We start from the raw sequence: 26,662 nt of genomic DNA on the forward strand, positions 1-26,662 counted from the left end.
CATCTAGAGGTTCGCTCACAGCTATTCGAGCGTCACACTGACATGCAGCCCGTGCCTTCAACAACGCAAGGAGCCTGCGTGCCTCCCCTCCACCACTATGCTCCGCTCGACAAAGCACTTCACCCTTCCAAAATCGCCCTGGCTGTGGCCCTGCGTGAGCTCGTACGACTGCTAGGCGCGACGTGCGATGCCTTAGCAAGGCGATTGAGCGTCTCGCCGACTTTGCTGTCTCACTGGCTGAGCGGCCGCAAGGTCCCACACCCTGCCAATCTGGAAGAGCTGTGGGCTGCTGTACAGGCGATTGATGCAGATCCGCAGATCACCTGGGACGACCTGCTGGCCCTCCGGAGCCACGCCAACGAACATCACTGCCTGTGCTGTATCGCCTACCATCCGCAACACCAGCTCGACGAGCCGGCTTCCGCACTCATCCCGGGCTCCGAGACTCTGGCGCAAACCTTCAAGACTGCGTTGCCGGTCCCCCTTTCCGCGGGGGACCGGCAACGCGGAACACAGCTTCCTGACGGTCTCGGCACTGAGGACGACCTTATTTCGCAGCTCAGAAGCGGCCGGCACGCGGATGTGCGCTTGGTGTTGGAGGAGGCGGGCCGGAAGCTCCCGGTGATAGACATCCCCGTGATCGTCGATGCACTCTGGGCGCAGGAGCAGGACGAAGCTGCTGCGGCAGTCCTCCACCATGCCGGCCGCCGCAAGAAGAAAGAGGTCTATGAGCTGGCGCTCCTTCTCAATTCGCAGCTGAGACCAGATGATCTGAATTTGCTGTTGATGTCCGCAGTCGTCGTCGACTAAAGAGGGTTGCAGAAAGTAGTGGAGTGCGCATCTTCACCGTCTGGGCGAGGCTGTTACGTGCTGATCCGTTGTGGGTGGAGACTTGCTGCGGGTAACGGTGCGGCGAGAGCGCCCCGATCGGGGGCGCTGATTTGTCTTGGGCTTCATGGAGTCGCGAAACCGAAGTCGGGGTAACTCACCCACCTGGACCTGGCGAGCGATCTTCGAGTCCACGAGCCGATAGCGACGGCATAGCTTGTTAGGGATGCTCGGCCCGATCGGGGCCGAGAGCTTTACTCAGAGATCCAGCTGGCATGCCAACCACCCAAGTCAGCCCCACCAACCACGGACATCAAGCTCTCCATCAACCCCAGACGGGTTCACGCGCGTGTTCGTGGCACAGGGTGAGGCTGCTGACCAGTTACCTACGTCAGGTTACAGAGAGGACGTCGGCAGGGACCAATGCGTGAACGACGTCGACGGTGTCGACCGTCTCCGATTCGCACTCTCGGCACGGGCGACGCGGAAGGAACATGAGCGGCTGAGCAAGGGAACACAAATACTCCACCTGCGGCGCGAGAGTGGCTGCTCACTCCTGATTGCGAGATTGTCGGCTGGTCGCGCTAGTCTCGCTCGCATGTTCGGCATCGGGTTTCACCGCTGCAACCACCGCCGCTACGGCCGTGGTCAGGGCTTCGTGCTCCCAAAGTCGGACCACATGCCAACCAGCTGCCTCGAGCGCGGAGTTGACGCGCTGGTCACGTTCCATGTTCCGGCGGAGCTTGGGCGCCCAGTACCACTCGTTCGTGGCGGGTTGCCGACCATGTTCCGGGCAGACGTGCCAGAAGCAGCCGTCGACGAAGATCGCGACCTTCTTGGCCGTGAAGACAATGTCTGGGCGGACCTTCACCTCCCCCAAGTCCAGCCGAAGATCTTTCCGGTAGCGGAGACCCATGCGGTGCAAGGCAGTGCGCAGAGCAACCTCGGGCTTGGTGTTGGAGCGCCGGTTGGCCTGCATGTTGCGCGAGCGGCCATCGTTGAGCGGCGCGGGATAGACCCCTCGCTCATGTGCCTGCTTCCTGGCTTGGACTCTCTTGTTCTCTGCCACGCTCGTCCCATTGGGCGTACGGCTGACGGTCTTCTCCGCGAAGATACAGCTGCCCACTGGTCCATTGCCTCATCCGGGCTACGAAAGGGGTCCCAGTGACCGAAATGCAGCCTCGCGTCATCGAGATCCATGCCGGGGTCGGCGAGCAGCCCCTGGGACTGCAGGATACAGGGGCGAAGCATGAGCCTGCCGCTGAGGCTGCTGGCTCAAGAATGCCAGTATCAGAGGGCGAGGGCGTGCTCAAGGTCGTCGAGATCTGCGCCGGCGCCGGAGGGCAGGTGCTCGGACTAGAACGCGCAGGCTTCCGGCATGTGCTTGCTGTCGAGCTCGACGAACAAGCTGCCGCGACGCTCCGCTACAACCTGGTCAAGGTGCTCGGATACGAGGAGAAGGAGGCTTTTGAGACCGTCAAGATCGGTGACGTTGCCGACTCCGGGATCTTGAACCCGAAAGAACACGTTGGCGTCGATCTACTCGCTGGAGGTGTGCCATGCCCGCCCTTCAGCATTGCGGGTAAGCAACTGGGTGCCACCGACGAGCGGGACTTGTTCGCATGGGCCGTGGAGCTGTGTGGCGAGATCAGGCCGAAGGCGCTCCTGCTTGAGAACGTCAAGGGCCTGAGCGGCAGTCGGTTCACAGCGTATCGGCAGCGAGTACTCGACCGGCTGAGAGAGTTCGGCTACATAGCTGAGTGGCGGCTGCTGCAAGCGGATCACTACGGGGTTTCTCAGCTAAGGCCCCGGTTTGTGCTGGTCGCACTGCAGCCTGAGTACGCCGAATATTTCGAGTGGCCCAAGCGGAACGCGGAAAAGCCCCCCTCAGTTGGTGAGCTGCTCAGGGACCTGATGGCCATGGGCGAGTGGCCCGAGGACAGGCTGGAGGAGTGGGTCCAGCAGGCGAACAAAATAGCCCCGACCATTGTCGGGGGCTCCAAGAGACACGGCGGTGCTGACCTCGGTCCTACCCGAGCCAAGGCCGCATGGGAGGCGATGGGAGTCGACGCCAAGGGGGTAGCGGACGGTCCGCCTGGACCCAACAATCCGAGGGTGAAGGGCGCCATGCATCCAATGCTCACCGTGGAGATGGTCGCGCGGATCCAGGGTTGGTACGGCAAGGAGTTTGAGAAGTGGGAGTTCCGTGGCGGTAAGACTTCTAAGTACCGACAAATCGGCAATGCCTTCCCACCTCCAGTCGCGATGGCGCTCGGCGTAGCGATTAGAAAGGCGCTACGGAAAGAAGGAAACCGGCGGGTTCTGGTGGAGAACACCAACGTTGTGCTGGACCCCGTCTACAAGGTTCTGCTTAGCAGCAGTCGACCACTGACAGTAGAGCAGATCGTCGAGCGACTAGCTGACACGAACGAGCCGATGGAGCAGCCAGAGGTCGAGCGACACCTGAACCACCTCGGCCATGATTTCGATCTGATACCGACCGAGCGGTCCAACGGCGACGTCGCATACAAGCTGGGCGACTTCAAGGCATTCCTTGGGCAGGAGGATCATCAGCGACATGACCTGTTCGGCAAGTACAGGGCCAAGATCAGCTGAGATAGCGGTCCGATGCTGCAGCTCATCCCATATCTTCTCGAGAAGGCTGCGTTGACGGGAAAATCGCGCTAGTTGTCCTGTATGGTACTTCAAGTGACCGCACCTTTCGCGAAGCACCTCCTGGGTTGGCTGCTGAACAACAAAAAGCAGATTCTCGTGCCTAACTCCGCCGACACAGACAGCGATCAATCCGTCGCTCTGGCCGGAGAGGTCCTCAACCAGCTTGGAGTCCCAGCGGGGGTCCCCACGGCCGTTCCAGGCAATCCTGGCCCTGTTTTGGAGTCCTTGGTTGAAGCCGACATTACAGCCCGGCTCGCCCAGCATCGGTCAGGCAGGCCTTGGATCGTTACCCGTGGTCGGATCGTCGCGGACTTTGCCCAGTACCAGCACCTTCGTGCGGTCGACAGCCTTGTGAAGCGCGATCCGGCGATTGCAGTCACCATTGGCCGTGATTATTTGATCAAACCTGACGTCACCGTGGGCATTGCCGATCCGGACGGAGGGTCACCATTCCTACACGCCGCAATCTCCTGCAAGTGGACGATTCGATCTGACCGCGTCCAGAACATCCGTCACGAGTTCAATCAAATGATCCGCCACAGACGTGGACGCCAGCCGCATCTCGTCACTGTGACGGCCGAGCCGCTCCCAAGTCGCCTTCAGGCCATTGCCCGCGGTACGGGCGAGGTCGACGCTGTGTACCACATCGCTTATGACGCACTTGCCGCCGCAGTCCAGAACGTCGGCAACCAGACCCAGCAAGCGGCATGGGACGAATGTATCCAGCAAGGTCGCGTGCTCAACTATGCGGCACTCGTCCCCACACTCATCACCTGGTAGGCGCGGCATGCAGATTGCTCGAGCTATTTCTCGCTTTCAAGCGGGCTTCGGCTCACATGATCAAACAGCAGAGGTGATGTAGGGTCTTCGGATGGACACCGCTGCCGGTATCTACGGGTTGCACTCGCGGTCAGGATCCAGCGATACAGGAGAGTTGATCTTCCATCGCTCACATGCCATGCAAGCATTTCCCAGCTCATGCCACCCGGGGAAACGGATCTGCCTATACCTGCCTGCAGCATGTACAGTTCGCGCCCCTGCATCTGCTCCCCGGCCAACTCGTACACCACTCCGCGGGACACGACCCACCCGCACAAGATCCCGTGCTTCTCGACGAGTGCGGAGACAAATACGGGATGATCTTTCAGATGTCACTAGCGGCGCGCAGCATATGCGCAGGTCAGAACACGCGAGGCAGCCGTACAGTCCCCGCTCTCCTAAAGCGGGTGCCGCAGGTTCGAATCCTGCCGGGGGCACCAGGCTCTACCAGCAGCAAAGCGCCCTTGACCAGCAACAACGCCAGTCAAGGGCCTTGTCTTACGTCCGGCGCTGTACGACTGTGATCGAGCGGCTGCGGCCAACTTTTCCCAATCCCTTCCCACGCCGCCCGATGTGGGATTACCAAAACTTGCTGCTGCGAGCGTGACCGCGGTTCTGCGCGGCTTAGCCAACCGGTTTTGCCCGTAGGGCTACGGCCGCCGATGGAGCTACAGGTTCAGTAGCGGCTGGGCAAGTTTCGATGCTCGGCCGCCCGTGGGGGCGACCGCCACGCGGGGCTTCACGGCGTAGCCGTCACCCTTGACGAGGTTTCGATGCTCGGCCCCCGTGGGGGCGACCGCCACTCGATAGACGCAAGGCACCGCACGCGCGTGTCTATGAGTTTCGATGCTCGGCCACCCGTGGGGGCGACCGCCACCCGTCGCCCACCGGCAGCCTGACCGGCACGGCCAAGGTGTTTCGATGCTCGGCCACCCGTGGGGGCGACCGCCACGACGCTCATCCTGGCCATCGCGCAGGCCGACTTCGTGTTTCGATGCTCGGCCACCCGTGGGGGCGACCGCCACTTCCTGCGGGGTGCCGCCCTTCCGGCCCGGCAGGTGGTTTCGATGCTCGGCCACCCGTGGGGGCGACCGCCACTCGTACCCGGACATGCGGGCGAGCTGCCTCGTCCCGTTTCGATGCTCGGCCACCCGTGGGGGCGACCGCCACTGTTGACGTCGAGAGCCCAGGCCGAGGCCAGGAGTGTTTCGATGCTCGGCCACCCGTGGGGGCGACCGCCACTTCGACGCCCTCTACGAATGGGCCATCGTGCCGGAGTTTCGATGCTCGGCCACCCGTGGGGGCGACCGCCACGCTGAAGCTTCCGGCTTGGAGGATCCGCTTGTCGTTTCGATGCTCGGCCACCCGTGGGGGCGACCGCCACCGTCCTCGTGCTGGCCGGTGTGGCGTTCTACCTCACCTGGTTTCGATGCTCGGCCACCCGTGGGGGCGACCGCCACGGCTGTGGGACGGGGGTCTCCCGCGACACAAGGTCCGTTTCGATGCTCGGCCACCCGTGGGGGCGACCGCCACCCATGTCGACGTCCAGCTCGACCTCGACGATGCAGTTTCGATGCTCGGCCACCCGTGGGGGCGACCGCCACTTGGGATCCCCGTCACGGCGGTAGTAGCGGATCTGTTTCGATGCTCGGCCACCCGTGGGGGCGACCGCCACGCTATGTGACCAGGGAATATGACCGTTGGGGCTCGATGCAGGTGTTCGGTGAATTTACTTATCAAGTATCAGATGGGGCTATATCTCCCTAGGAACCTATGGCGTGTCGCGTGAGCACTGCAGATTCCGAACCGGCTGGGCTACAAGATGAGCGGGTCGTGGTGGGGCACTGGTTCGGCGATGCCTAAGCGGTGGACAGCAGTGAAGCCGTTCGCAGGAAGGCGATAGATCCGAACTGAGTCTTCGGCAGGGTCGATGAGGCGGTTGGCGCCGTCCAGAAGGGTCAGGAGTTCGGCATCGCTGCAGGTGATTTCGAAGACCGATTTCTGGACCCGATGTCCGTACCCTTCACAGAGCTTGGCCATCTGACGGAGACGGCGCTGGCCGGCAGGAGTGATCGTGCTGACGTCGTAGGCGAGCAGAAGTTGCATCAGGTGAGCGTCCAGGGCAGGTAGGAAGGTAGTTCGCCGCGGAGATGGCGGGCCAGCACGCGGGCCTGAATTACTGGCAGCAGAGAGGCGGATACCTTTCTGCCGAGGAGCTTGTGAGGCCATTCCCGGGTCTTCCACGCCTGCCATTCGGTGAGCACTGTACGTCGGCCGTCATCCGTGAGCTGGACAGCTCCGCCGGGCAGGCTTTCGAAGTGCTCGGCGCGTAGCTGCTTCCGGTTGAGCAGGTTGAGGGCGAGCCTGTCAGCGTGAATGGGGCGAAATTCCTCCATGAGGTCCAGGGCCAGGGCAGGCTTTCCGGGTCGCAGCCCGTGCAGGAAACCCAGATATGGGTCGAGGCCAACCTGCTCAGTAGCGCCATGGACCAGCGTCCGAGTCAGCCCGTAAAGGAAAGACAGCAGGGCGTTGACGGGATCCGTTGGTGGGCGACGCGTCCTGGAAGTGAAGGAGGCGAAGTCAGGAGTTGTGCGAAGTATGGCGGCCAAGCCTTGGAAATACAGCCTGGCTGCATGCCCTTCATAGCCCAGGAGCTCATCGATATCGGTGGTGTCGGGAAGACGGCCGAGCAGATCATCGAGCTCTTCGGCCAGCGTTCTGAGAGACGCCTGGGTGCTGGTGGTGGCGTCACGCGCGGCTCGTAGCAGGACCTGGCGGGAGTTGTGCAACTTGCCGGCGACGCAATTGCGAGCGACCGGGAGGCGTTTCGCGAGATCAGCGTGTGCGAGGTGCTGTGCGTGACGGAGCAGGACGTTGCCGCGCACAGGCCCGTCGACGCGGCCGAGGAAGCGTCCTGACAGGCTCATCCAGACCACGGCGCGGCCGTCGTCAGCGCAGCGGGTGAGAAGTTCCGCAGACACTGTCACGTGGCCGTAGATCACGATGCCATCCAGGCGGCGCAGAGGCAGAGTGCGTTTGGCCGCTTCCGGGATGACGATTTTGAGGCTGTCGTGATCCAGATGGAGGCTGGCTCCTTGGGTCTGGACGTAGAGGGTGTTGAGGAGTTCAGTCATCCCAGGCCGCTTCTGGTGAGGGGCGGAACAGCGTCGAGGTCGCCTGGCTGAAGGCTTGGGCCCGAGCGAGCAGGCGGGGCATGCACATGTCCCGCATGGAGCAGCGTCGACATCGCTGGTCAGCCGGCGCAGCCGGTAACGCCATCTCTGAGAGGGTGCGTCTGACGGCGGTAGCCAGATCAGCGATGCGCCGGCGCAGAGCGTCATCGACCGCCACGGTATGCCGTCGGCGGTCGGCACCTGAATAGACAGCTGCGATCGGTACGGGTCTGCCGAACATCGCCTCCAGGCACATCGCTTGACCGCCTACTTGGATGTCAGCTGGCCCTTCAGGAACGTAGCTGCCGGACTTGTGCTCGACCGGAATGATGCGGCCGTCATGGTGCAACTCGACCACATCGCACACGCCCGTCAGAGCTAGTTGGTCATGCCAGACGGGCAGGGCGCGAAGAGTACGAACAGCACCACGCGTCTCGTGGCCCGGTTCATGAACGCGTTGGTGCATGAGAGTGCCACGGGTGGTCGCAGCGTCGTCGGCATAGCCATCTTCGAGCAGGATGAGGCCCGCCTGGCGAGGACAGTACGCATGGTGTTCGAGCGTCGACAGAGTGACTTGGATGAGGGGGCCGCCAGGGGCGGCGGCCGGTAACGGGGCGGCGCTCATCCGACCAAGCGGGTGAGGGCGACTCCATCTGGCAGATCCTCTTCGATGGAGACGGTGTAGTCGTTGAAGGAGCGGGGGGCGACCACACCGTCCTTGGTTGCGGGCTGGATGCGTTCCAGGAGTTGGTAGGCCGGCGCCCGGCCGAAGGCGTCGTCGTGCGTGAAGACGTACAGGCCCCGTAGGGACATCTCACCGCGACTGGCTGCGCGGTCGTGGTCGAACATCAGCATCATGGCCCGCCAGAAGATCTCCAGGTCCTGGCCCTGAACGCCGGTCTGGCGGGCAAGCGGGGCGCTGAAGTGGCCGTAGCCGAGATAGAGGCCGTAGGGGATGGCGTGCTTGTTACCCATCTCGGTGGACTCGCCCTTGTCGATGTCGTCCACGCGCGTCTGGGTGATGCGGGTGATGCCGTGTTCCTGTGGCAGCACTGGGTCCACAGAACGCGAGAAGGTCAGCTGCAGTGGGCCCTGAACGCGGCCGCACGGCTTGGTGCCGGTGCTCATGACGGCGCCGAACATACGCACGTCGAAAAAGGTCTGACACATCCACTGCTGAGCCTCAGCCTCGGACTTGCGCCGTTGCTTGGGATCGAGGTTGAGGGCGGCGTAGGCGCGTTCGTGCTGGGCGTTGAGCGCCACACCGGACTCGACGTAGATGTCATAGCCGGCGGTGCCCTGCTGCATGAGACCCACCATGTTGCGGATCTTGCGCTTGATGGCCACGTCGGTGACAAGGCCCTGCCCGGTTTCTGGGTCCGTGCGTGGCATGCCTCCCGCGTCGGGGTCGCCGTTGGGGTTGCCGTCGCGGACGTCGAAGAGGTACGCGAAGTCGTGCTTGCGTGCGGGGTCGAGGTGTGCCGACATTCGAAGAGTCCTTTCCAGGGGGCTATCAGGCGGATTCGGCCGCAGTGGCCTTGGCGGCGGCCTTGCTGGCAGCGGCTTTGCGTGCAGCCGCTCGATCGGCAGCCCGTTGCTGGTGGTAACCGAGCACGAACATCCCCTGTCCGGGCAGGTCGAGCAGAGCGGGGATACCCCCGGCCGGGAACAGGGTCAGCACCTCGTCCATGCGCTGATCGAGCGCGACGCCGGCGGGACGGTTGGTTCGGCGAAGCCGCCGCAGGTGGCCGGTAGCGTTCTTGCGCAGCATCGTCAGCACCGAGAGCGGCCTGCCCATGGCGGCGCCGAAGAACTTGTCGGCGATGGTGGTGTTGATCTCGATGAGGGCGGCGCGCTGAACGTCTTCCAAGATGGCGAACAGCCGTCCGCTGAGGTAGCCGGGATGCCGGTTTTCGAGGTTGAGGTCGTCCACAAGGACCTCCTTCAGAGCGGGATGGGCGCGGCGGAGGATGATCCGCAGCAGTGCGGCACGAGGCAGGTCGACGCGGCCGTCGGCGCGGACACGCTGAATGATGCGTGGCAGTAGATGCTCGGGGAGCCGGGTACGGCGTAGCGCCGCCGTCATGAGATCGCGGTCAGCTCCCTTAGGACCGCTGTCTTTCACGTAGCTCTGACCGTTGTGACGGCCGAGGCTGGCAGCCATGCGCCAGGCGGGCACGTGCTGTGGCCCGTCGCTCCAAAGATCGGACATGGCATGTTCGTCGAACCAGGCGTTGATGTTCTGGCACACCTTCAGGAGCGGAATGTCGATCCAGTCCCGGATCACCACCCGGCTCTGGTTCGCCGACAGGGTGATGGCGTGGAACTGATTGCCCTCCAGCCAGGAGGCGCGGCGAGCGGGCGGCAGCTGTACTTGGTTGATGATCTCCTTCACCTGCTCGGGCCTGGCATCACGTACCGAGGCGAACGGCTCGATGGGCGCCGCCTTGCGCAGCCACCAGGTGGTGACGCTGTCGGGATCACGATGGCGGTGATGCGGGTCGGCCAGCAGGGCATTGAGCGCCGCCATGGAACGGCTCCCACAGGTGTCGCAAATCGGCGTGTTGGCGAGCTGGATGCGGCCGCCGCGTCCCTGGGCGCTCTTGTTGATGGACACCAACTGCGCGTCCCTGCCCCGACCGTCGGCGACCGGAATGGCCCCGGGTTTGACCGGCTCGGGGATGGTGTCCAGCAGTGTTCCCTCCAGCCCGCAGGACAGGCAGACGCCTGTTCCGCTGGAAGAACTCTTGCGGCCACGTACGACACGGCCCCAGGCGGTGATCGCAGAGGGCAAGTCGTGCAGCCATCCCCCGCTGGTGCGGAAGGCCACGACGTCGGAGGGCGAAGCCTGCTCCGGGGCCGAGATCTGCCGGTGCTTCACTTCGGTGAAGAACCGCACCAAGGGCGCCGCCAATGGCTCGTCCTGAGCCCACTCATTGATGAGCCGGACGAAGTCGCCGTTGCGCCGCTCCGCCTCGGTTACCTGCTTGTAACTGTCATCCTTCGGGATGCCGAGCGCGTATTGCAGGGTGTCGGTGAGCAGGAACGGCAGCGAGCCGGTCCCCGACCGCTGCACGTACGGCGTGGCCAGCAGTTGTCCTGCTTTGGCCTCCGGTGTGCTCAGGTCGATCAGGCGCACGGACGCGCCCTCAAGGTCGATGACCCAGCGGACGCTGCGGACCCGGTAGTACGGGGGAGGCAAGTCGTCACGGGCGTCAGCATGTGCGGCAAGTTGCTTGATCAGCATGACGTCACCGCCTTCCCCCACTACGACCAGCGCTCTTGCCGCTCGGCAGCTCCACACCCGTCTCCGGCACGTCCATCACCCCGTCGTTCAGCTCCGCGGCGAACCAGCGATAGCTCTCCCCGTCCTCGTGATAGACGATGGTGTGCAGCATCACTCCCAGCTCTTCCTCGTGGTCGATCGGCCGTCGATCTGTAGGGGGCCGGAACGACGCAGAGAATTCACGCACTCCGAGAAACGGCTGTGAGAAGCAAGCGCCCCGGTCCACACGGCGCCGGAGCTGCTCGCGGTACTTCGCCGCCGGCGCATCGGCATGCTTGCGTAGCTGTACCTGCGCGTGAATGCGGTAGGCGACATCTCGTAGGCACACCATGTTGCGCTGGTCACGATCGGCCTCGGCGTCGAACCGGACTGACGTGTCACTCAGGGCTTCGCGAATCCAGCTCATCGACAACATCGAAGAGACCTCGTTGCGGCGGATGGACATCCACGAGATCGGCTTGAGCACATCGATCTGCTCGATCCGATAGTCGAATTCCGGTTTCCAGAAGATGGCCTTAAGAACCCCGCTGGCCGCCGAGGGCGTCATGACGGGATAGCTGACTCGCTCGGTCTTGAACTCCGGGCGCGTGAAGCAGGCATACGGGCCCTCAACCTCGACCACCAGCGGTGGCAGCGGATGACGGGCCTCGGACGTGGTCAAAACACCAGCTCCTTCGGATCGGGGGAAGTCAGCTCGATGCCGCGCTGCGGGTGGTAATCGCCGCGCCATTCGATGAGGTCTCCGACGACTGGCTCAGCCAGCCCCTCCTCCACCGCCCGGCGTGCAGCTCCGCGTGGAAGCGTGGCCAGATAAGGGCGCAGGCTTCGCAGCTGCGCCCCCGCTCCGGGGAAGCCGGCACGCAGATGCGCCAAGATGCCGTCCACCTTCCCGCGGCCTTCTTCGACGTCCTGCTCGTCTTCGCCATAGTGAGTGACGACCGGAACGGTCCATTCGTCGATCATGCGGAACAGCTCGGCCACACGGGGGAAATCGTTTGCCCGCCGTTCCCGCTGGATCTCCAGACCGGCTTGCTCCACGTTGTGGAAGTCGAAGCGAGCTCGGTAATACGAGTCCAACGCATCCAAATCATCGGGTGGGCAGTGGGGGCCGAATCGGTCACGGGTAGCTTCCAGCGCCGCTCCGTACAGGGCCTGCACGCCTTCGTTTCCGTCGGCGGGATCGAAAACGACCACCGTGCCGTACGGCAGATGACCACTGCGATTCACCCGCCCTGCCGCCTGTTGCAGGGAGTCGGCAGGCGCGAACGCCCGGAACCCGTAAGGGAAGTCCACGTCCACTCCGGCCTCCACGAGCTGCGTGCTGACCACCGCAACCGGCTGCCGGTGCTTCAAGAGGCGCTTGATCTCGTTCAGCGTGTTCCGCCGGTGCTCAGCCGCCATGCGCGTGGACAGGTGCAGGACAGGACGGTGAGCTTCGATCAGGCTGTGCAGACGCTGAGCGTCCCGGGTGGTGTTCACGATCGCCAGCGTCTGCTGTTGCGCCGCGGCCTCCTCGGCGATGTCCGCCATTGTCGGCCGCGGATCCAGCCGCCACTCGTATCTCACCCGGTTCAGCGCACGGTACAACGGCTTCGGCTCGGGGATGACATCCGTGATCTCCACGTCCCGCAACGGGCTCAGCGCCTCAAACGGTGGCTGGGTGGCCGAGGCCAACAGCACCGTTGCTTTGAACCGCTCGGTCAGCGACCGCAGCGCCGAAACGATGGGGATCAGCAGCCGATCCGGCAGTGCCTGTACCTCGTCCAGCACGATCACCGAGCCGGCCAGCCGGTGCACCCGGCGCATCGCCGCCGGTTTGTTGCTGAACAAGGACTCGAACAGCCGGATCGTGGTGGTGACCACGAACGGCGCATCCCAGTTCTCTGCTGCCAGACGCTGCCAGCGCCTCTGGGCTTGGCCGTCGTCCAGATCGATGCCGCTGTGGTGCTCCAGTACCAAGGGCAGTCCCTGGCTGTCGTCGAGCAACCGGCGGTAAACGTCCGCGTTCTGTTCGGTGATCGACATGAACGGCACCGCAACGATCACACGGCTCAGTCCGTGTTTTTGGGCATGGCGGGTGGCGAATCCCCCTACCGCCATCGTCTTGCCTGACCCTGTCGGACCGGGCAAACGATAGATGCCCTGCGGCCCTTCGGCAGCGATCAGCGCCTGCTGATACACCTCGTCGCGCAGCCCGTCGATCGGAGAAGCCTTGAGGTCAGGGTCGCTGAGCAGGCGCTTGCGCCCCTTCTCGAACCTGTTGACCAGCTCGGCCGCCGACACGGGATGCGGTAGTCGCGAGGCCGCAGCGAAGTGCTCTTCGGTATCGAGGTAGTCCGCGTCCACCACCGTACTGAAGACCATCCGGACCAGCAGATCCATGTCGTAGGGGTCGATCTTGTCCCCATTGGTAAGCCATGAAGGCAACGCCGGCGGGCCCGACGCATGGATCTCGGGGACCACTTCCGCCACACGCTTGATGGCCTCGGCCACCATCGGGTCGGTATCCGCCCACCGCAACTCATTGGCCAGCCGGACGGCGCTGGGCAGTCCTCCATGATGGCCGAACACCACTGCGGCCATGATCCCCAAACGCTGACGTTCCAGCAGCCACGCACCCGCATGCTTGTGCGGCACCCCGACTCGGCCGCCGTGAACTTCAGCCGCGAGCAGCCCCTGCTGCCACGCGCACGATCCCTTTCCCACGTCGTGCACCAGCGCGCAGCGTGCTGCCAATGGCCCAGCATCGAAGACAGCAGCTGACTGGCCCGCCCTGCGCGCGGTTCCTCGAAGGTGATCACGCAGCTCATGACGAACACCGTCGCCGTCGCGGGCGCTGTGCGCTAACAGATTCCCGGTCATCCCGCTCCCTTGCGGAGAAACCAACGACCCCGAACTGTAGGGCGCCTCACCGACAGTTTTCGCAGAAATCAGGGACATGACTGTCGAATGTTAGACAGTGCCGCCCCCGGGCCACTCATGAGCGGACCCGGGGGCTCGACAGCATCTCTGTCCCTACTCCAGAAATGATCATCTTTTCGACACTCGGCCCAAATCCCCAGGCCGCCAATGCCTCTTGCGAAGCAGGACCACGCTAACGCTTCGATGAGCATTTTGGAAAGTGAAGGGAAGCTGTAGCTGTAGCAGCAGAGTGTGACCACTAGACGGTATCAGGGCTGCACGTTAAGCTGCAGAGCTTTCACGGGAGAAGATTACGTCGGCCAACGCAGGCGAACCGCCTCAAGAACGTCTCATTTGAGGAGAGGCATGAAGAAAAGGCCCAAACGCCTTGACGAAGAGTTAATGCGGATGATCCGGACAACCTTGGACAGTTCGGCCCGGACCATCCGCCTCTGCCTGATATTGGCAGTTACAACACCCTCGCTGGGGATCGTTGCACTTAGTTTCTACCTCATAACCAAATAGCCTCCAAACCGCCAAAGAGGATGTTTGCGCCACAGCTGTGGGACCGGCTCGAAGGACGAGCGACTTCATGCACGCGTGAGTCTCAGGCATCCACTGATGGCTGAGACTCATCGCCATAACCTCCAAGGCCGCACCTACGCGACCGGCAGGACCGCCAAGGCCAAATGTCTGTGGCGACTCTGAGTGGTCTCTCACATGCTGACCATGGATCTTGTCTCTGAGCGACATCTCCGGGGCCAGTCTGGTACAGAGCCTCTATGGCCAGCGAGGGCCACTACCACCCTGGGACAGGCCGCAGTTGTTGGCGTCATAGCCAGCGCAGTTGCGACTGTCGGCGGCCCGTGAAGGCTACCGCCCCGAGCTTGCCGGCGCCGACGCGCTGCGCGGTGAGGGTGTTGCGACTCTCGGTGGTCCGTGAGGGCCACCGTCATCCTGCATGCGGACTCGTCGTGCTCGGTCGCGGTGTTGCGACTCTCGGCGCCTCGTGAGGGCCACCGCCACGCCGACAAGCCGTTCATCACCCTGCCTGAGGGACCTGTTGCGGCTCTCGGCGGCCCGTGAGGGCCACCGCCACACCCGAGCCGTGCCGACCGTGCCGGGCATGGCAAAGCGTTGCGACTCTCGGTAGCCCGTGAGGGCCACCGCCACCCCGGAAAGGTGAGAATCAGGAGCTCATATGAATCGTTGCGACTCTCGGCGGTCCGTGAGGGCCACCGCCACGCAGCGCAAGTCGGTGATCGAGCGGGAGTACGACGAGTTGCGACTCTCGGCGGCCCGTGAGGGCCACCGCCACCCACCCACCAGGCTTTCGGCCGCCACGCTGCCCCGGTGTTGCGACTCTCGGCGGCCCGTGAGGGCCACCGCCACGGAGATGACCACTTCCTCGTCGTCCTCGGCCGAGGCGTTGCGACTCTCGGCGCCCCGTGAGGGCCACCGCCACCTTGACCAGGATCCCGATCGCGGTCGCGGCCAGCCCGTTGCGACTCTCGGTGGCCCGTGAGGGCCACCGCCACCATCATCGCCCGCAGCTCGGACCTGATCCTGTTCGTTGCGACTCTCGGCGGCCCGTGAGGGCCACCGCCACCCTTTTAACAGACGCCAGTAGCGCTCGGAAGACCCAGGTTGCGACTCTCGGCGGCCCGTGAGGGCCACCGCCACCCCCGTCTGGACGGTCGCCTGCTGGCATGCACTCAACGTTGCGACCCTCGGCGGCCCGTGAGGGCCACCGCCACCCGGCAGCTACCGCTACGAGAGGAGAGCGGCATGTTGCGACTCTCGGCGCCCGTGAGGGCCACCGCCACCCAACCGAGAAGGCAGTGATGCGAACAGTCATGCGTTGCGACTCTCGGCGACCCGTGAGGGCCACCGCCACCCAAGCCCAAGCGCACGCCTACTGACCGACAGCTCGTTGCGACTCTCGGCGGCCCGTGAGGGCCACCGCCACGGTGTTACGGACGTCCACAGCAAGAGCTGGGACTGGTTGCGACTCTCGGCGGCCCGTGAGGGCCACCGCCACTCGTCAGCGCGTCAACGAGTTCGCCTTCAGTCCTGTTGCGACTCTCGGCGGCCCGTGAGGGCCACCGCCACTCCCCAGACCAGCCCCAGTCACCACGTACACGCTGTTGCGACTCTCGGCGGCCCGTGAGGGCCACCGCCACCGGGCCCAGGGGCTCCACGTTCGGGTCCTCCAGGAGGTTGCGACTCTCGGCGGCCCGTGAGGGCCACCGCCACGCATCGCAGTTCCAGCCGTGGTGTCGGCGTGTTGCCGTTGCGACTCTCGGCGGCCCGTGAGGGCCACCGCCACGGCTCGCGGCGGACCGGCCGGGACCGGCCCGTCGCGTTGCGACTCTCGGCGGCCCGTGAGGGCCACCGCCACCGGTCATACCCAAATGGCCGGCCAACCGGAAATAGTTGCGACTCTCGGCGGCCCGTGAAGGCCACCGCCACCGATGATCGCAGTCGGCATGGCCGTGTTGACGTCGTTGCGACTCTCGGCGGCCCGTGAGGGCCACCGCCACCCCGGCCTGCGCGCCGGGCGGGCCACCCCCCGAGGAGTTGCGACTCTCGGCGGCCCGTGAGGGCCACCGCCACGCCATCCCGACGCCCTGCCAGAGGCATGCAGACCAGTTGCGACTCTCGGCGGCCCGTGAGGGCCACCGCCACATGGCCTCCTGCTGCCTGTTGACCCAGGTGTGGCGGTTGCGACTCTCGGCGGCCCGTGAGGGCCACCGCCACGGCCGGCTGGTCGCACAGGACGCACGCCTGCTTGCCGTTGCGACTCTCGGCGGCCCGTGAGGGCCACCGCCACCCTCTCCTCCAGCAGCTTCGCGAGCTGCTGGCGCAGGTTGCGACTCTCGGCGGCCCGTGAGGGCCACCGCCACTGCCGGGCGGTCAGGTGTGCCCGGCCGGTCTGGGCGTTGCGACTCTCGGCGGCCCGTGAGGGCCACCGCCACCCAGCGTGATCGTGTTCACGCCCGGGATGAGGCTGTTGCGACTCTCGGCGGCCCGTGAGGGCCACCGCCACGACCGCATGCGGTCCGCGTTGGGCTGGGGCGAGCCGTTGCGACTCTCGGCGGCCCGTGAGGGCCACCGCCACACTGGACGATCCCCTTGACCCAGTCGACGCCCTTCTGGTTGCGACTCTCGGCGGCCCGTGAGGGCCACCGCCACCTGTCGTCACCCCCGGCGTGGCTCCGGCCGTACCGTTGCGACTCTCGGCGGCCCGTGAGGGCCACCGCCACCTGGTACTCCTTGGCCTGGAAGCTGCCGTGCTTCGTGTTGCGACTCTCGGCGGCCCGTGAGGGCCACCGCCACCGCCGCGAAGAAGGAGCTCGGAGACGACCCGCTGTTGCGACTCTCGGCGGCCCGTGAGGGCCACCGCCACCGGCTGGCCAGCGGCGACTCGTCCAGGGTGAACAGGTTGCGACTCTCGGCGGCCCGTGAGGGCCACCGCCACCCGTTCTCGGGGGTGCGCCAGTGCCCGCCCAGGAAGTTGCGACTCTCGGCGGCCCGTGAGGGCCACCGCCACGCCATAACAGGCCGCACATCAGCGGGCAGCAGAGGTTGCGACTCTCGGCGGCCCGTGAGGGCCACCGCCACCTTGCGGGCGAGTTGGGCGCGCTTGGGGCTGGAGATCCAGTTGCGACTCTCGGCGGCCCGTGAGGGCCACCGCCACGAGCACGGCGACGCCTGGGACGACCCCGACTATCGGGTTGCGACTCTCGGCGGCCCGTGAGGGCCACCGCCACCGGGGAGCGGCTGGCGGTAGGCCGGGGACTTGATCAGGTTGCGACTCTCGGCGGCCCGTGAGGGCCACCGCCACACCCCAGTTGCCGCCGGCCTTGGTGCGGCCGGTGAAGGTGTTGCGACTCTCGGCGGCCCGTGAGGGCCACCGCCACCCCACCCGCCGATTGTGTAGACCCCTGTGCTGACGTTGCGACTCTCGGCGGCCCGTGAGGGCCACCGCCACCTAGGCCGTAAGGGTTCGGGAATGTGCAGGCAAAGCGTTGCGACTCTCGGCGGCCCGTGAGGGCCACCGCCACCCTGACGCGTTCGAGCGTGCGCTCCCGCAACCCCGAGGTTGCGACTCTCGGCGGCCCGTGAGGGCCACCGCCACAGCGCGGCGGCCAGGCCCTCGTTGTCCTCCTCGGGTTGCGACTCTCGGCGGCCCGTGAGGGCCACCGCCACCTCCAGGTGCTTGGCCCGGCCGGTCTGCCCGTCGAGTTGCGACTCTCGGCGGCCCGTGAGGGCCACCGCCACGGTATCTGATCAGGTCATACGCATCTCAAGCCCAGAACAGTTCTTCCAGAAATTCACTTAACAAGCACCATATGGGCCCAAATCTCCTTCGGAACACCCAGCGTGTCGTATGAGCACTGCAGGTTCCGAAGCGCTGACAAAGCCGCTCCCAACGAGACTAGGATCAACAACTGACAATCAGCACATGTTCGCCGGTAGTAGGCCACGCTCTTCAACGGTTTCCCGTCATCCTCATCCAGCGATAGCACTCCGAGCAGCATGGGGGACTGCACGAGCACATTGAGAGATGACCTGCATTGAAGTGCGCCTAGATGGATCTTAGGAACAGGAGCGGCTTTGGGGAGTCCGATCCGTGAATCGGACGCCCCGAAGCTTTTCCTATGCTTTGAGGGCGTCTGAGATTCTCTGCTTGGCGGCCTCTTCCTGGCCGACGATGCACTTGGCGTAGATGCGCAGCAGGACATCTACGCTGTGCCCTGCCCACTCGGCAACCTGTGGTGCTGGGACGCCTGCGTTGAGCCATGTGGATACGCAGGCGTGGCGGAGATCGTAGGGCCGGACAGCCAAGGGTGAGACGAATTCCGTGTCCGTCAAGGCTGCCTTGCGTGCGGCCCTCCACGCCCGGCGATAGGTGATGAACGGAAGATCCGTGGACTTGACCCCATAGAAGAGGCGTCCGCCTGCTCCCATGTCGAAGGATGCGAGGTGGGCTCGCAGGATACGGACCAAGGGAGGCGGTACGGGCACCGTCCGGGTCTGGCCTTGGGCGCGGTGCTTGAGTGGGCGTTCCTCTCGGGCCGTGCCTCTATCTGTCCAGTCTCGGCCGGCGTAGGGCGCTGCCTTGAGGAGGTGTAGCTCACCCCAGGCGTTGGCCAACTCCGCCAGCTCTCCAGTCTCTGGATCCGTGATCTGAGGCGGGAGAGTGATGTTGTCTCGGCGTAGGTTGACGGCCTCTTCTGGGCGCAGGGCGGCGTAGTACAGGGCAAAGAAGGCCACCAGGCGTTCGCCGCTTGGCCGCTGGGCGGCCACGGCCGCGAGGAGCGCCTTGGCCTGGCTGTGGTTGACGACGCTGCGCCGGTCGACCTCGTAGGCGTTGGCCGGCGGCTTCCACTTCAGGGTTTTGAGCGGGTTGGCGGGTAGGAGCTTGAGTTCTACGGCGTAGTCGAGGGCGTTGGACAGCAGCATGCGGTGCTTGCGGACGGTGCTGGGAGCGGCGCGGGTGCCGTCCAGCAGGGACGTTGCGGACTCCAGGAGGTCGCGGACGAGGCCGGCGTCGTCGATGAGTGCGGAGATGGGCTTGGTGTTGTCGGCGAGCCAGCGCAGCGCGTCCGCGGCCTCGTCGGGCGCCTGCTGGCGTTGCTTGGTGTTGAAGCCCCAGCGGTGCATGGCTGAGCGCAGGGCGCGGCCGTCTGGCTTGCCTCGGGTGGTGGTGTACATGGCGGGTGTGGCGGCGGTGAGGGCGCGGGCGATGTCCTGGCGGTACTTGGCGGCGGCGTTCTTCCATTTCATGTCGGCGAACTTGCAGGCGAAGTCGTACCAGCTCATCTCGGGTCGGTCGGTGCGTCCCCAGGAGACGGGTTCGCCGGTGAGGGTGCTGAAGCCTTCGCCGCTGCGGGCGGCGGTGAGCAGGGCACCGCGGAAGGTGTCGGCCTGGGCAGCGAGCTTGAACGAGCGCTTCCAGGTCTTCGTGGTGGTCTGCCAGGCCACGCGGTAGGAGGTGACCTTGCCGGCTGCGTTCTTGCGGGTCTCGATGGCGTAGACGCGGACGTTGTAGGTGATGTCCTTCATCAGGCGGCGTCCTCCATCGTGGCGAGCCAGCGGTCCAGGTCGGCACGGCGGATGCGAAGGTCGCCGTTGGGCAGCTTGAGGCAGCGCGGGGCGCGGCCCTTGGCTCGCCAGTCGTAGAAGGTCGAGCGGGAGATCTGGAGTTCGGTGCAGAGGTCGGCGAGGGTGAGCATGCCTCGCTGGGTGGTGCCGGTGGCCAAGTGCGGCTCCTTGCGGATCAGGTGGTTGGGTGTTCGGCCCCGTGCTTGGTGGCTGTGGGCCGGGAGTCGATCAGGACGAAGGAAGAAGAAAGAACAGGTCGGCGCGTGGTGGAGCCGGGATGGTGGTGATCGGCTTCGTTCGTGGCAGACGAAGAAAGGGCTGTCCTTCTGTGAAGGCGTTGTCGCTGCGGCGTGCTCTGCTGCGTAGGTCATGAGGTCTTGTTTCTTCTTTGTTCGTCGGGGCTGGTGCGGCGGTAGCGGACGGACGGGCGGCCACCCGTGGGCGTGGTGAAGGTCTCGTACTGGCCGGTGGCCGTCAGGCTGGTCAGGAGCTCGTCGAGGGTCTGCTTGGGCACGTTGCGGGAGAACAAGGCGCTGATCTCCGAGCGGGTCAGGCCGGTGCCGGCGGCCTGGTCAAGGGCGCGGCGGATGCGGTCGATCTTCGGGTCGCGCATCTGCTTGTCCAGGACGAACACGGCTGAGGCGATCGAGTAGCGGACCAGGGCGGCGGCGGCTCCCAGGTCCGTGGTGGTGATGTGGGCGCGAGCGTCGAGGGCGGCGTACAGGGCGGCGATGCGCAGGCAGTACGGGGCCGAGCGGCGGGTGAACTCGGTCCAGGCGTGGTCTTCGTCGTCGGCGGCGGTGAACTCCTCGTACAGCTCAGCGGACCAGTAGGCGCGGGCGTCCTCGTCCAGGGCGATGCGCTTGATCTGGCGGGCGGCCTTGACGGCGTCGTGCAGCTCGCCGCTGAGGCTGGCCAGCAGGTCAGGCGCGACGCCTTCCGGGATGGGCAGGCGCTTGGAGCGCTCGACGTAGATGGGCAGGAAGCGGTTGTAGGAGCCGCCGGCCATGTCCGCCTCGGCCAGACGCATGCGGAACTCTTTGGGCGTGATGTGGCCGATGATCGCGATGTGCGGGTTCGAGGCTCGGTAGGCGTTGCGGGTCAGTACGGCGAGGGTGCGGCCGTCCCATGCCTGGCGGAGCATCGTGCCGAGCGTGGAGCCCTCGCGCTTGGCGCGGGCCATGACGGTGGAGAACTCCGGCTCGGTGACCGACAGGCGCTTGTCCATGGTGCCGCCGGGGTCGTCCGGGCTGTCGGGGTCGCGGATGCGCTCGATCAGTCCTTCGCCGGAGGACAGGCCGGTGACGCAGAGGTCGCCGTAGCCAATGCCGGCGTGGTGCAGGAAGATTTCGGCCGTGTCGGTGGCCTGCCCCTTGCGGCCGGAGCCGGTGCGGCCGAACAGCAGCGGCCAGATCAGGAGCGGGTGGCGGGTGTTGCCGATCTGGACGTACGGTCCGGGGCCGATGACCGCACCGCAGGCGGACAGCGCGGAGACCAGGACGCCGACCGGGTCGGCCTCGGTGGACGGGTCGGCGGCCTTCACCAGTTCCCCTGCGAGGCCGTAGAACATGGCAGGGTCGGCGGCCGGCGGCGGGACCGGCAGGCCGAGGGGCGGGTCGCCGGACTGGTCGCGGTGCAGGCGGGTGATGGTGGCATGGGCGTCGAGGTTCTCCAGGATGGTGGTGGCGTCGAGTGGGTTGGTCATGCGATCCCCCGGCGTGGCTGGCGTGCTCCGGCGGTCAGGCCGGAGCGGATGGTGGCGGCGGCCTCTCGGGGGGACAGGCCGATGGCCTGGGCGGCGGTGTGCAGGGCGTCCTCGGTCAGACGGTGCGGCAGCAGGCCCGTGGCGACGAGCTGGCCGAGGGCGAACGCGGCGGCGTTCAGGGTGTGGTTGCGCGTTCCCGGCCCGGCGTCGAGGACGCGCTGCAGCTCGTTGTGGAGTGCGGTCATCGCGTAGCCCGTGGACTGGTTGCCGAGGGCGGCCAGGACGTCATGGACCGAGACGTGGACCGGCTGGTGCTCGTGGTCGGTGCGCGCCAGCCGCTCTGCCAGCCAGGACGGCAGCGGCGCGGGCTCGGCGGTGTGGATGGTGTCGTAGGTTCCGGTGCCGTCCGGGAGGTCGACGTAGCTGCCCGGAGCGACGACGTAACCGCCGCAGGCGCGGGTGTCGATCAGCCAGCCCAGTCCTTGGCCCTTGGCGCCGGAGGTGTTGGCGAGTGTCAGCTCTTCGGGTGCGGTGAAGTACAGGTGGGTGCCGCCGCGCCGGGTCCGGACCTGGAAGGTCTCCAGGGGTAGCGGTTGGCCGACCTGCTCGCACAGCAGGGCCAGGACGTCCGCCCCGTCGTTGACGCCGGGTCGGTTCCAGGGTGGTGGTGGCTGCTCGCCGTTCTTCGGGGTGTCCAGGTCGATGACGACGAGGTTCGACGGGCCGGTGGCGATGCCGATGTTGTACGAGGTGCCGGTCCAGAAGCGGCTGATGGTGTCGGCGTCGATCGTGTGGTGTTCCTTCCACTTCCAGCCCTTGAGCGGCACCTTGTCCCCCGGTGTGAGTGGGAAGACGTGCCAGCCTCGGGCGGCGGCGGCCAGGGCGTAGGACCGCGTCTGGCGGGGCGGATGAGGTGTCATGCTGGTGGTTGCTCCTTGAGTCGGCCCCGCGGGGCCGATGATCGGTTGGGGCATGGGCCCCGGCGTCGTGCTTGGTGGCTGTGCGCCGGGGCCGCTCCCGTCAGTGGTGCAGGTGGCGGACGTAGTTCCAGACGTGGCGGCCGAGACGTAGGCGAAGGCCGGTGGCGTCGCAACGGCGGCAGTAGCGGATGCCCCGACGCTGCGGGAAGCGGCCTTTGCCCTGGCACTTGCGGCAGCGGCCGAACGGGCTCATGTAGCACTTCGCGGCGTAACAAAGCGTGCTGATGATCGTTGTGATAGCGACGAGCAGGGCGAGGTACACGACAGCCTCCTGGGCCGGTTTTCGGGCGTGGTCGAGGAGGGCCGCTAGCGTGCTAACGGCCTGGCCAGAACGCATTTCTGGTGCTAGCGGGGGTGCTAGCGCTAGCAGGGTCGGCTACTAGCGCTAGCAGCCCCGTGACGGGTCAGCCGGAGCGCTTCTGACGGTTACGCTCGGCGATGGCCTCGGTGAGATCGTCGAGGCGGATGCCGCGCCGTGTGACGGGCTTGCCGTCGATGCGGCGGCCGATGTCACCGACCCGCAGGCCGTGCGGCTTGAGCGCGCTGGTGAGCTGTTCGGACTTCCAGCCGGTGTAGACGTCGGGACGGAGTTCGGTCAGGCGGGTGCACAGGGCTTCGTTCCAGGCCGCTGTTTCCCCGGCGGGCCAGACCTCAGCCAGGTCGGCCAGGACGTCGAAGACGGGTGCGTCCTCGCGGGCCTGGGTGCCGGGTTCGGGCAGGGTGCCGGCCAGGCCGCGGAGCCGCTTGGCGCGGACGATGACCTTGTCGGCGTCGGTGGTGTCGAGGTAGTAGGAGCGGCGGGCGGCGGGCTTGCCGAGGCCGGCGAGGATGCCCCAACCGGCCTCCATCACCGGCTGGAACACCGTGGCGCGGTAGCCCTGCTTGTACATCGAGGTGCCGAGGATCATGTCGTTCGCGGTCTGGTCGGCGACGCTCATGCAGTAGCGGGTGTTGACATTGCGGGTGATGCCGGTCGGCAGGCTGTCCTTGTCGGGGATCTGGGTGCCCAGGAGCAGGATCACGCCCAGGGCGCGGCCGAGTTTGATGACCTTCTCGCAGATCTCGCCGGCTTCCTTGCCGTACTGCGGGTGCAGGAACAGCTCTTGGATCTCGTCCACGGTCACGATCAGTGGGTGCAGGCCCGAGCCCTTGAGTGAGGCCAGTTCGGGTGTGACCTTGTTCTCGGGCGCCTTGCCGAGGGCGTGGTAGTGGGCGATGCGCTTGGAGCGGCGTTCGCACTCCTTGTAGAGCCAGGCGAACATCGCGGCGCAGCGGGCGATCGTCTCGTCGTCGAAGCCGTTGCCGTACTCGGTGCAGACGGGTTCCAGGACCTTGAAGTCCCCCACTCCCTTCAGTTCGTAGATGCGCAGCTCGGCGCGCGGGTCGAGGGCGGCGGCCAGGACCGCGAGCCTGAGCCCGAACGTCTTGCCGGAGCCGGGCTGTCCGCCGACGAGCCAGTTGCGGAACACCAGCTCGGCGTTGACGGTCTCCATCCGTGGTGTCGTGGCGAACGGGAACGGCTTGAACACGTCCACCTGGCCGTCGCGCAGCAGCGGCCAGGGCGGCTGCTTCATCTGCGAGGAGGGCTCGTAGCCGACCCACAGGGCGAGGCGGCCGGGGTGGCCGGCGGCCGGTTCGGGCCAGACCTGGTCCATGGGGAGGCGCATGGCCGAGGCGAGGCGGCCTCGGCGGGCCACCACCTCGGCTGCTTCCACCCCGAAGGGCAGGTCGATGATGGCCAGGTGTCCGGGGCCGTCGCGGTGGATCTCCTGCGGGAAGCTGATCGCGTTCGGATCCTTGTTGACGGCCTGGGTGATGCCGGAGATGCCGCAGTGGAGCAGCGCGCGGCGTACCAGCTCGGCGGTGAGCTTGCGGTAGCGCGGACCGTCGCTCACACGGTCCGTGATCGGGCTGTCGGCGGGACGGCCGGCTCGTGCCAGCAGCGGGACGGCCAGAACCAGCGTGCCAAGGCGTGCCCAGCCAGGCAGGTCCGCCGCCAGGAAGACCAGCAGGCCGGCCAGGGCCGTGATGGTCAGCGCCAGCACGACCGACCAGCGCCAGCGGGACTGGCGTTGGCGCTGCTTGTCGAGCTTGAGCCACATCTCGGGGTCGTTGCGGTCAGCGGCGTACTGGCGCAGGGCCCAGTTGCCTTCCTCCGCCGTTGCCCAGTGCAGCAGCCGGCCGATGGACTTGAAGACGCCGGGCACCGCGTACCAGAGCGCCTTGAGCAGGTACTTCGGCGAGCGAACGGCGTGGTAGCCCAGGACGTACGCGGTGTCGCGAGCCTGCCAGACGATCATCGCTCGGATGGACTGCCAGGTACGGAGCCAGGCCGGGATGATGGGCGCGCGACGCTGGGCGGTCCGCGCCGCAGGCGGTACCGCGTCCTCGTCGGGCGGGTCGACCGGCGGGCCGATGACGCGGTCGGCGATGTCGATGGACTCGTGGTCCAGGACCTCGTCGTCCGGCTCGGCGTCCTCGGTCTGGCGGGCACGCCGGCGGGAGTCGAGAGGGACGACCTCGGCCTCGCCGTTCTCGTCCTCATCGCGGTCGGGCCACTCGAAGCCGTGCAGTTCACGACCGTGCTCCGGACGGCGGTCGGGCTCGTGCGGTGTGTGGGTCATGATGAGTACACCTCGTGTGCCTTGGCGGTAGCGGGGTGGTGGGGCGCGGCCGCTGTTCTTGGCGGAGTGGAGGCCGCGCCCTGCTTCTGCGACGGTGCGCGGTCGGACCGCGCTTCGTCCGGTCGGTCGTCCGCGGTCGGGCCGTGCGGTCCGACCGCCTCAGCGACAGCGGTCGGCGTGCGGTCCGGTGGTTCTGTCCGCAGGCGGACCAGGAGTGCCCCGGCACGGTCGGTGGAGACTGACTGACCGGTCTGCCGGATGGCGTCCCGAAGCCGGTCGCGGGTGAGCTGGACCTTGCGCGCCTCGTGGTCGGCGGCGATCTTCCGGCCGAGCGGCATCAGGTCGTCCACGTCGGCACGGGGTCGTCGGGCGGCCTTCTTGGTTGCCTTGTGCTTGGGCTTCGGTGGCAGGGCGGGACGCTCGGGCACGGGTGCGAGTCGGATCCGGTCAGGAGTCAGCTCGCCGAGCCGGTAGAGCGCTCGTTCGCGGCGGGTGGCCTTGAAGCGCCACAGCCGGCCGTACCGGTCCTGAAGGTCGGTGCGGGCGAGGATGCGGTCGCGCTCGCGGCCGAGGGCGTTCGGATAGGAACGGATCTCCCACAGCACCATCCGGCGCCACAGGGCGAACGTGGATGGGAAGGCCAGCACCCACCGGGAGAGCCGGATGGACTCCATGTGGTCGGGCCTGGTCAGGTCGGCACGCTTGCGGATGGCGTACGCGCCGACCTCCACCGCCACCACCCACAGGCCGGGAAGCATCGCGTGGGCGATGATCCCGAACAGGGTGTCCTCAGCGGCCACGTTGAGATAGACCGTGGCGGCGGTCAGCGCCCATGGCACGAGCCGGAGCAGGCGAAGGCGCATGCCGAGCCTGGCCAGGACGATGTCGAGCGCCGAGAAGACCGCGATGCCGAGGTCGATCCCGAGTGGAACGATCCAGGCGAACCAGCCGAAGGACGGTTCGGCGGCCCTGGCCACCGTGGCGAAGCTGATGACGAAGCCGAGCAGGCCCAGGCTCGCCACCGCGGCGGCAGTGACCGAGACGGCGGTCTGTTCGCCCTCGCTCAGCGGACGAGGTCCGTAGACAGCGGCGGTCATCGGCTCCGCCGTCCCCAGCAGCGCAGGCAGCCGGGCCGGTTGCACCAGTTGGCGCGGCGGCTGGACCACACGCGGAGCACCTTGTCGGGCGATCCGGCGGAGTGGACGCTGAAGCGTACGACCTGGTGGACGCGGAACCGTTCCTGGGCGATGCGTACCAGCTCGCAGGCCAGGAACCCGGCGGCGAACACCACCAGATAGAGCAGAACAGTGATCATGCGGTTCTCCCGAGCGGGACGTGAACCTCGTGGTCGAGGTCGGCGGCGAACACCGAGTGGCGGCAGGCCGCGCAGTAGAACTGGACGGGGCCGCCGTCGAGCTGGGCCCTGCAGCGCGGGCAGCACGTGCCCAGCCATGGCGACAGGCGAATGGCGTTCATGTGACCTCCCTTCAAATGCCGGACTGTGAGCGGGCGAGGATGCGGCACATACGGCAGCCGGGCAGGCATCGCGTGCCGTGAGC

20 protein-coding genes and 2 CRISPR repeat arrays are annotated in these 26,662 nt (G+C 66.3%); of the genes, 3 read left to right on the forward strand and 17 right to left on the reverse strand.

All coding sequences use genetic code 11. The features are described from left to right. The first annotated feature begins 78 nt into the window (after positions 1–78). Positions 79–810 carry a helix-turn-helix domain-containing protein gene (locus ACIBQ6_RS34595; RefSeq protein ID WP_397217057.1) on the forward strand — a complete coding sequence of 244 codons (732 nt, stop codon included), beginning with the start codon at positions 79–81 and terminating at the stop codon, positions 808–810. 568 nt (positions 811–1,378) lie between these two features. On the opposite strand, the gene ACIBQ6_RS34600 is transcribed toward ACIBQ6_RS34595, so the two are convergent. Continuing rightward, positions 1,379–1,897: a very short patch repair endonuclease gene (locus ACIBQ6_RS34600; RefSeq protein WP_397217059.1), complete on the reverse strand. Its 519-nt coding sequence runs from the start codon at positions 1,895–1,897 to the stop codon at positions 1,379–1,381. A 104-nt stretch (positions 1,898–2,001) separates the two neighbouring features. Between ACIBQ6_RS34600 and ACIBQ6_RS34605 the strand changes: the two genes are divergently transcribed. Together ACIBQ6_RS34605 and ACIBQ6_RS34610 are read left to right on the forward strand one after the other, a co-directional pair. Further along, on the forward strand, positions 2,002–3,444 hold the full coding sequence (locus ACIBQ6_RS34605) for a DNA cytosine methyltransferase (protein ID WP_397217342.1): 1,443 nt from the start codon (positions 2,002–2,004) through the stop codon (positions 3,442–3,444). A 93-nt stretch (positions 3,445–3,537) separates the two neighbouring features. Next, positions 3,538–4,284, forward strand: coding sequence for an NgoMIV family type II restriction endonuclease (locus ACIBQ6_RS34610; protein ID WP_397217061.1), 747 nt, complete (start codon positions 3,538–3,540; stop codon positions 4,282–4,284). Between the two features lie 733 nt (positions 4,285–5,017). Next, a CRISPR array of direct repeats spans positions 5,018–5,998; the repeat unit is 37 nt; unit sequence GTTTCGATGCTCGGCCACCCGTGGGGGCGACCGCCAC. A 140-nt stretch (positions 5,999–6,138) separates the two neighbouring features. On the opposite strand, the gene cas2 is transcribed toward ACIBQ6_RS34610, so the two are convergent. The 16 genes from cas2 to ACIBQ6_RS34690 form a co-directional block, all read right to left on the reverse strand. Further along, a complete protein-coding gene (gene cas2, locus ACIBQ6_RS34615) occupies positions 6,139–6,429 on the reverse strand; it encodes a CRISPR-associated endonuclease Cas2 (RefSeq protein WP_397217063.1) in 291 nt (96 codons plus the stop codon). Beyond that, positions 6,429–7,457, reverse strand: coding sequence for a type I-C CRISPR-associated endonuclease Cas1c (cas1c, locus tag ACIBQ6_RS34620; protein WP_397217065.1), 1,029 nt, complete (start codon positions 7,455–7,457; stop codon positions 6,429–6,431). Before cas1c ends, cas2 begins: the two co-directional genes overlap by 1 nt. Beyond that, positions 7,450–8,121, reverse strand: a complete 672-nt coding sequence (cas4, locus tag ACIBQ6_RS34625; RefSeq protein ID WP_397217067.1) for a CRISPR-associated protein Cas4 — start codon at positions 8,119–8,121, stop codon at positions 7,450–7,452. The genes cas1c and cas4 overlap by 8 nt, the downstream gene beginning before the upstream one ends. Continuing rightward, the gene (gene cas7c, locus ACIBQ6_RS34630) at positions 8,118–8,984 is read right to left on the reverse strand and encodes a type I-C CRISPR-associated protein Cas7/Csd2 (RefSeq protein ID WP_397217069.1); all 867 of its coding nucleotides are present in this window, start codon (positions 8,982–8,984) and stop codon (positions 8,118–8,120) included. The genes cas4 and cas7c overlap by 4 nt, the downstream gene beginning before the upstream one ends. Positions 8,985–9,009: 25 nt before the next feature. Beyond that, positions 9,010–10,743: a type I-C CRISPR-associated protein Cas8c/Csd1 gene (gene cas8c, locus ACIBQ6_RS34635; protein WP_397217071.1), complete on the reverse strand. Its 1,734-nt coding sequence runs from the start codon at positions 10,741–10,743 to the stop codon at positions 9,010–9,012. A 4-nt stretch (positions 10,744–10,747) separates the two neighbouring features. Beyond that, positions 10,748–11,443 (reverse strand): type I-C CRISPR-associated protein Cas5c, encoded by a 696-nt coding sequence (gene cas5c, locus ACIBQ6_RS34640; protein WP_397217073.1) that lies wholly within the window; start codon positions 11,441–11,443, stop codon positions 10,748–10,750. Next, entirely contained in the window at positions 11,440–13,644 is a 2,205-nt protein-coding gene (cas3, locus tag ACIBQ6_RS34645; RefSeq protein ID WP_397217075.1) for a CRISPR-associated helicase Cas3', read from the reverse strand. The genes cas5c and cas3 overlap by 4 nt, the downstream gene beginning before the upstream one ends. Before the next feature lie 885 nt (positions 13,645–14,529). Further along, a CRISPR array of direct repeats spans positions 14,530–17,967; the repeat unit is 37 nt; unit sequence GTTGCGACTCTCGGCGGCCCGTGAGGGCCACCGCCAC. Between the two features lie 378 nt (positions 17,968–18,345). Further along, positions 18,346–19,755 (reverse strand): tyrosine-type recombinase/integrase, encoded by a 1,410-nt coding sequence (locus tag ACIBQ6_RS34650; RefSeq protein WP_397217077.1) that lies wholly within the window; start codon positions 19,753–19,755, stop codon positions 18,346–18,348. Further along, entirely contained in the window at positions 19,755–19,952 is a 198-nt protein-coding gene (locus ACIBQ6_RS34655; RefSeq protein ID WP_397034421.1) for a helix-turn-helix transcriptional regulator, read from the reverse strand. Before ACIBQ6_RS34655 ends, ACIBQ6_RS34650 begins: the two co-directional genes overlap by 1 nt. Positions 19,953–20,161: 209 nt before the next feature. Continuing rightward, positions 20,162–21,499 (reverse strand): hypothetical protein, encoded by a 1,338-nt coding sequence (locus tag ACIBQ6_RS34660; protein WP_397217079.1) that lies wholly within the window; start codon positions 21,497–21,499, stop codon positions 20,162–20,164. After that, positions 21,496–22,419, reverse strand: coding sequence for a bifunctional DNA primase/polymerase (locus ACIBQ6_RS34665; protein ID WP_397217081.1), 924 nt, complete (start codon positions 22,417–22,419; stop codon positions 21,496–21,498). The genes ACIBQ6_RS34660 and ACIBQ6_RS34665 overlap by 4 nt, the downstream gene beginning before the upstream one ends. 100 nt (positions 22,420–22,519) lie before the next feature. Beyond that, complete coding sequence (locus ACIBQ6_RS34670; protein ID WP_397217082.1) at positions 22,520–22,741, reverse strand: hypothetical protein; 222 nt, start codon at positions 22,739–22,741, stop codon at positions 22,520–22,522. 142 nt (positions 22,742–22,883) lie between these two features. Further along, the gene (locus ACIBQ6_RS34675) at positions 22,884–25,103 is read right to left on the reverse strand and encodes a cell division protein FtsK (RefSeq protein WP_397217083.1); all 2,220 of its coding nucleotides are present in this window, start codon (positions 25,101–25,103) and stop codon (positions 22,884–22,886) included. Next, positions 25,100–26,200 (reverse strand): DUF2637 domain-containing protein, encoded by a 1,101-nt coding sequence (locus ACIBQ6_RS34680; protein ID WP_397217084.1) that lies wholly within the window; start codon positions 26,198–26,200, stop codon positions 25,100–25,102. Before ACIBQ6_RS34680 ends, ACIBQ6_RS34675 begins: the two co-directional genes overlap by 4 nt. Further along, positions 26,197–26,418: a hypothetical protein gene (locus ACIBQ6_RS34685; RefSeq protein WP_397217085.1), complete on the reverse strand. Its 222-nt coding sequence runs from the start codon at positions 26,416–26,418 to the stop codon at positions 26,197–26,199. The genes ACIBQ6_RS34680 and ACIBQ6_RS34685 overlap by 4 nt, the downstream gene beginning before the upstream one ends. Then, positions 26,415–26,579 carry a hypothetical protein gene (locus ACIBQ6_RS34690; RefSeq protein ID WP_397217086.1) on the reverse strand — a complete coding sequence of 55 codons (165 nt, stop codon included), beginning with the start codon at positions 26,577–26,579 and terminating at the stop codon, positions 26,415–26,417. The genes ACIBQ6_RS34685 and ACIBQ6_RS34690 overlap by 4 nt, the downstream gene beginning before the upstream one ends. Between the last annotated feature and the right edge of the window lie 83 nt (positions 26,580–26,662).

Source organism: Nonomuraea sp. NPDC049655 (assembly GCF_044465465.1).
In the GTDB taxonomy this organism is placed as follows: Bacteria; Actinomycetota; Actinomycetes; order Streptosporangiales; family Streptosporangiaceae; genus Nonomuraea.

Excerpts from the sequence above, each read along its gene's own strand:
- ACIBQ6_RS34605 (WP_397217342.1), top strand. The coding sequence starts at position 2,002 with ATGCAGCCTCGCGTCATCGAGATCCATGCCGGGGTCGGCGAGCAGCCC.
- cas2 (WP_397217063.1), bottom strand. The coding sequence starts at position 6,429 with ATGCAACTTCTGCTCGCCTACGACGTCAGCACGATCACTCCTGCCGGC.
- cas1c (WP_397217065.1), bottom strand. The coding sequence starts at position 7,457 with ATGACTGAACTCCTCAACACCCTCTACGTCCAGACCCAAGGAGCCAGC.
- cas4 (WP_397217067.1), bottom strand. The coding sequence starts at position 8,121 with ATGAGCGCCGCCCCGTTACCGGCCGCCGCCCCTGGCGGCCCCCTCATC.
- cas7c (WP_397217069.1), bottom strand. The coding sequence starts at position 8,984 with ATGTCGGCACACCTCGACCCCGCACGCAAGCACGACTTCGCGTACCTC.
- cas8c (WP_397217071.1), bottom strand. The coding sequence starts at position 10,743 with ATGCTGATCAAGCAACTTGCCGCACATGCTGACGCCCGTGACGACTTG.
- cas3 (WP_397217075.1), bottom strand. The coding sequence starts at position 13,644 with ATGACCGGGAATCTGTTAGCGCACAGCGCCCGCGACGGCGACGGTGTT.
- ACIBQ6_RS34650 (WP_397217077.1), bottom strand. The coding sequence starts at position 19,755 with ATGAAGGACATCACCTACAACGTCCGCGTCTACGCCATCGAGACCCGC.
- ACIBQ6_RS34660 (WP_397217079.1), bottom strand. The coding sequence starts at position 21,499 with ATGACCAACCCACTCGACGCCACCACCATCCTGGAGAACCTCGACGCC.
- ACIBQ6_RS34665 (WP_397217081.1), bottom strand. The coding sequence starts at position 22,419 with ATGACACCTCATCCGCCCCGCCAGACGCGGTCCTACGCCCTGGCCGCC.
- ACIBQ6_RS34675 (WP_397217083.1), bottom strand. The coding sequence starts at position 25,103 with ATGACCCACACACCGCACGAGCCCGACCGCCGTCCGGAGCACGGTCGT.
- ACIBQ6_RS34680 (WP_397217084.1), bottom strand. The coding sequence starts at position 26,200 with ATGACCGCCGCTGTCTACGGACCTCGTCCGCTGAGCGAGGGCGAACAG.
- ACIBQ6_RS34685 (WP_397217085.1), bottom strand. The coding sequence starts at position 26,418 with ATGATCACTGTTCTGCTCTATCTGGTGGTGTTCGCCGCCGGGTTCCTG.
- ACIBQ6_RS34690 (WP_397217086.1), bottom strand. The coding sequence starts at position 26,579 with ATGAACGCCATTCGCCTGTCGCCATGGCTGGGCACGTGCTGCCCGCGC.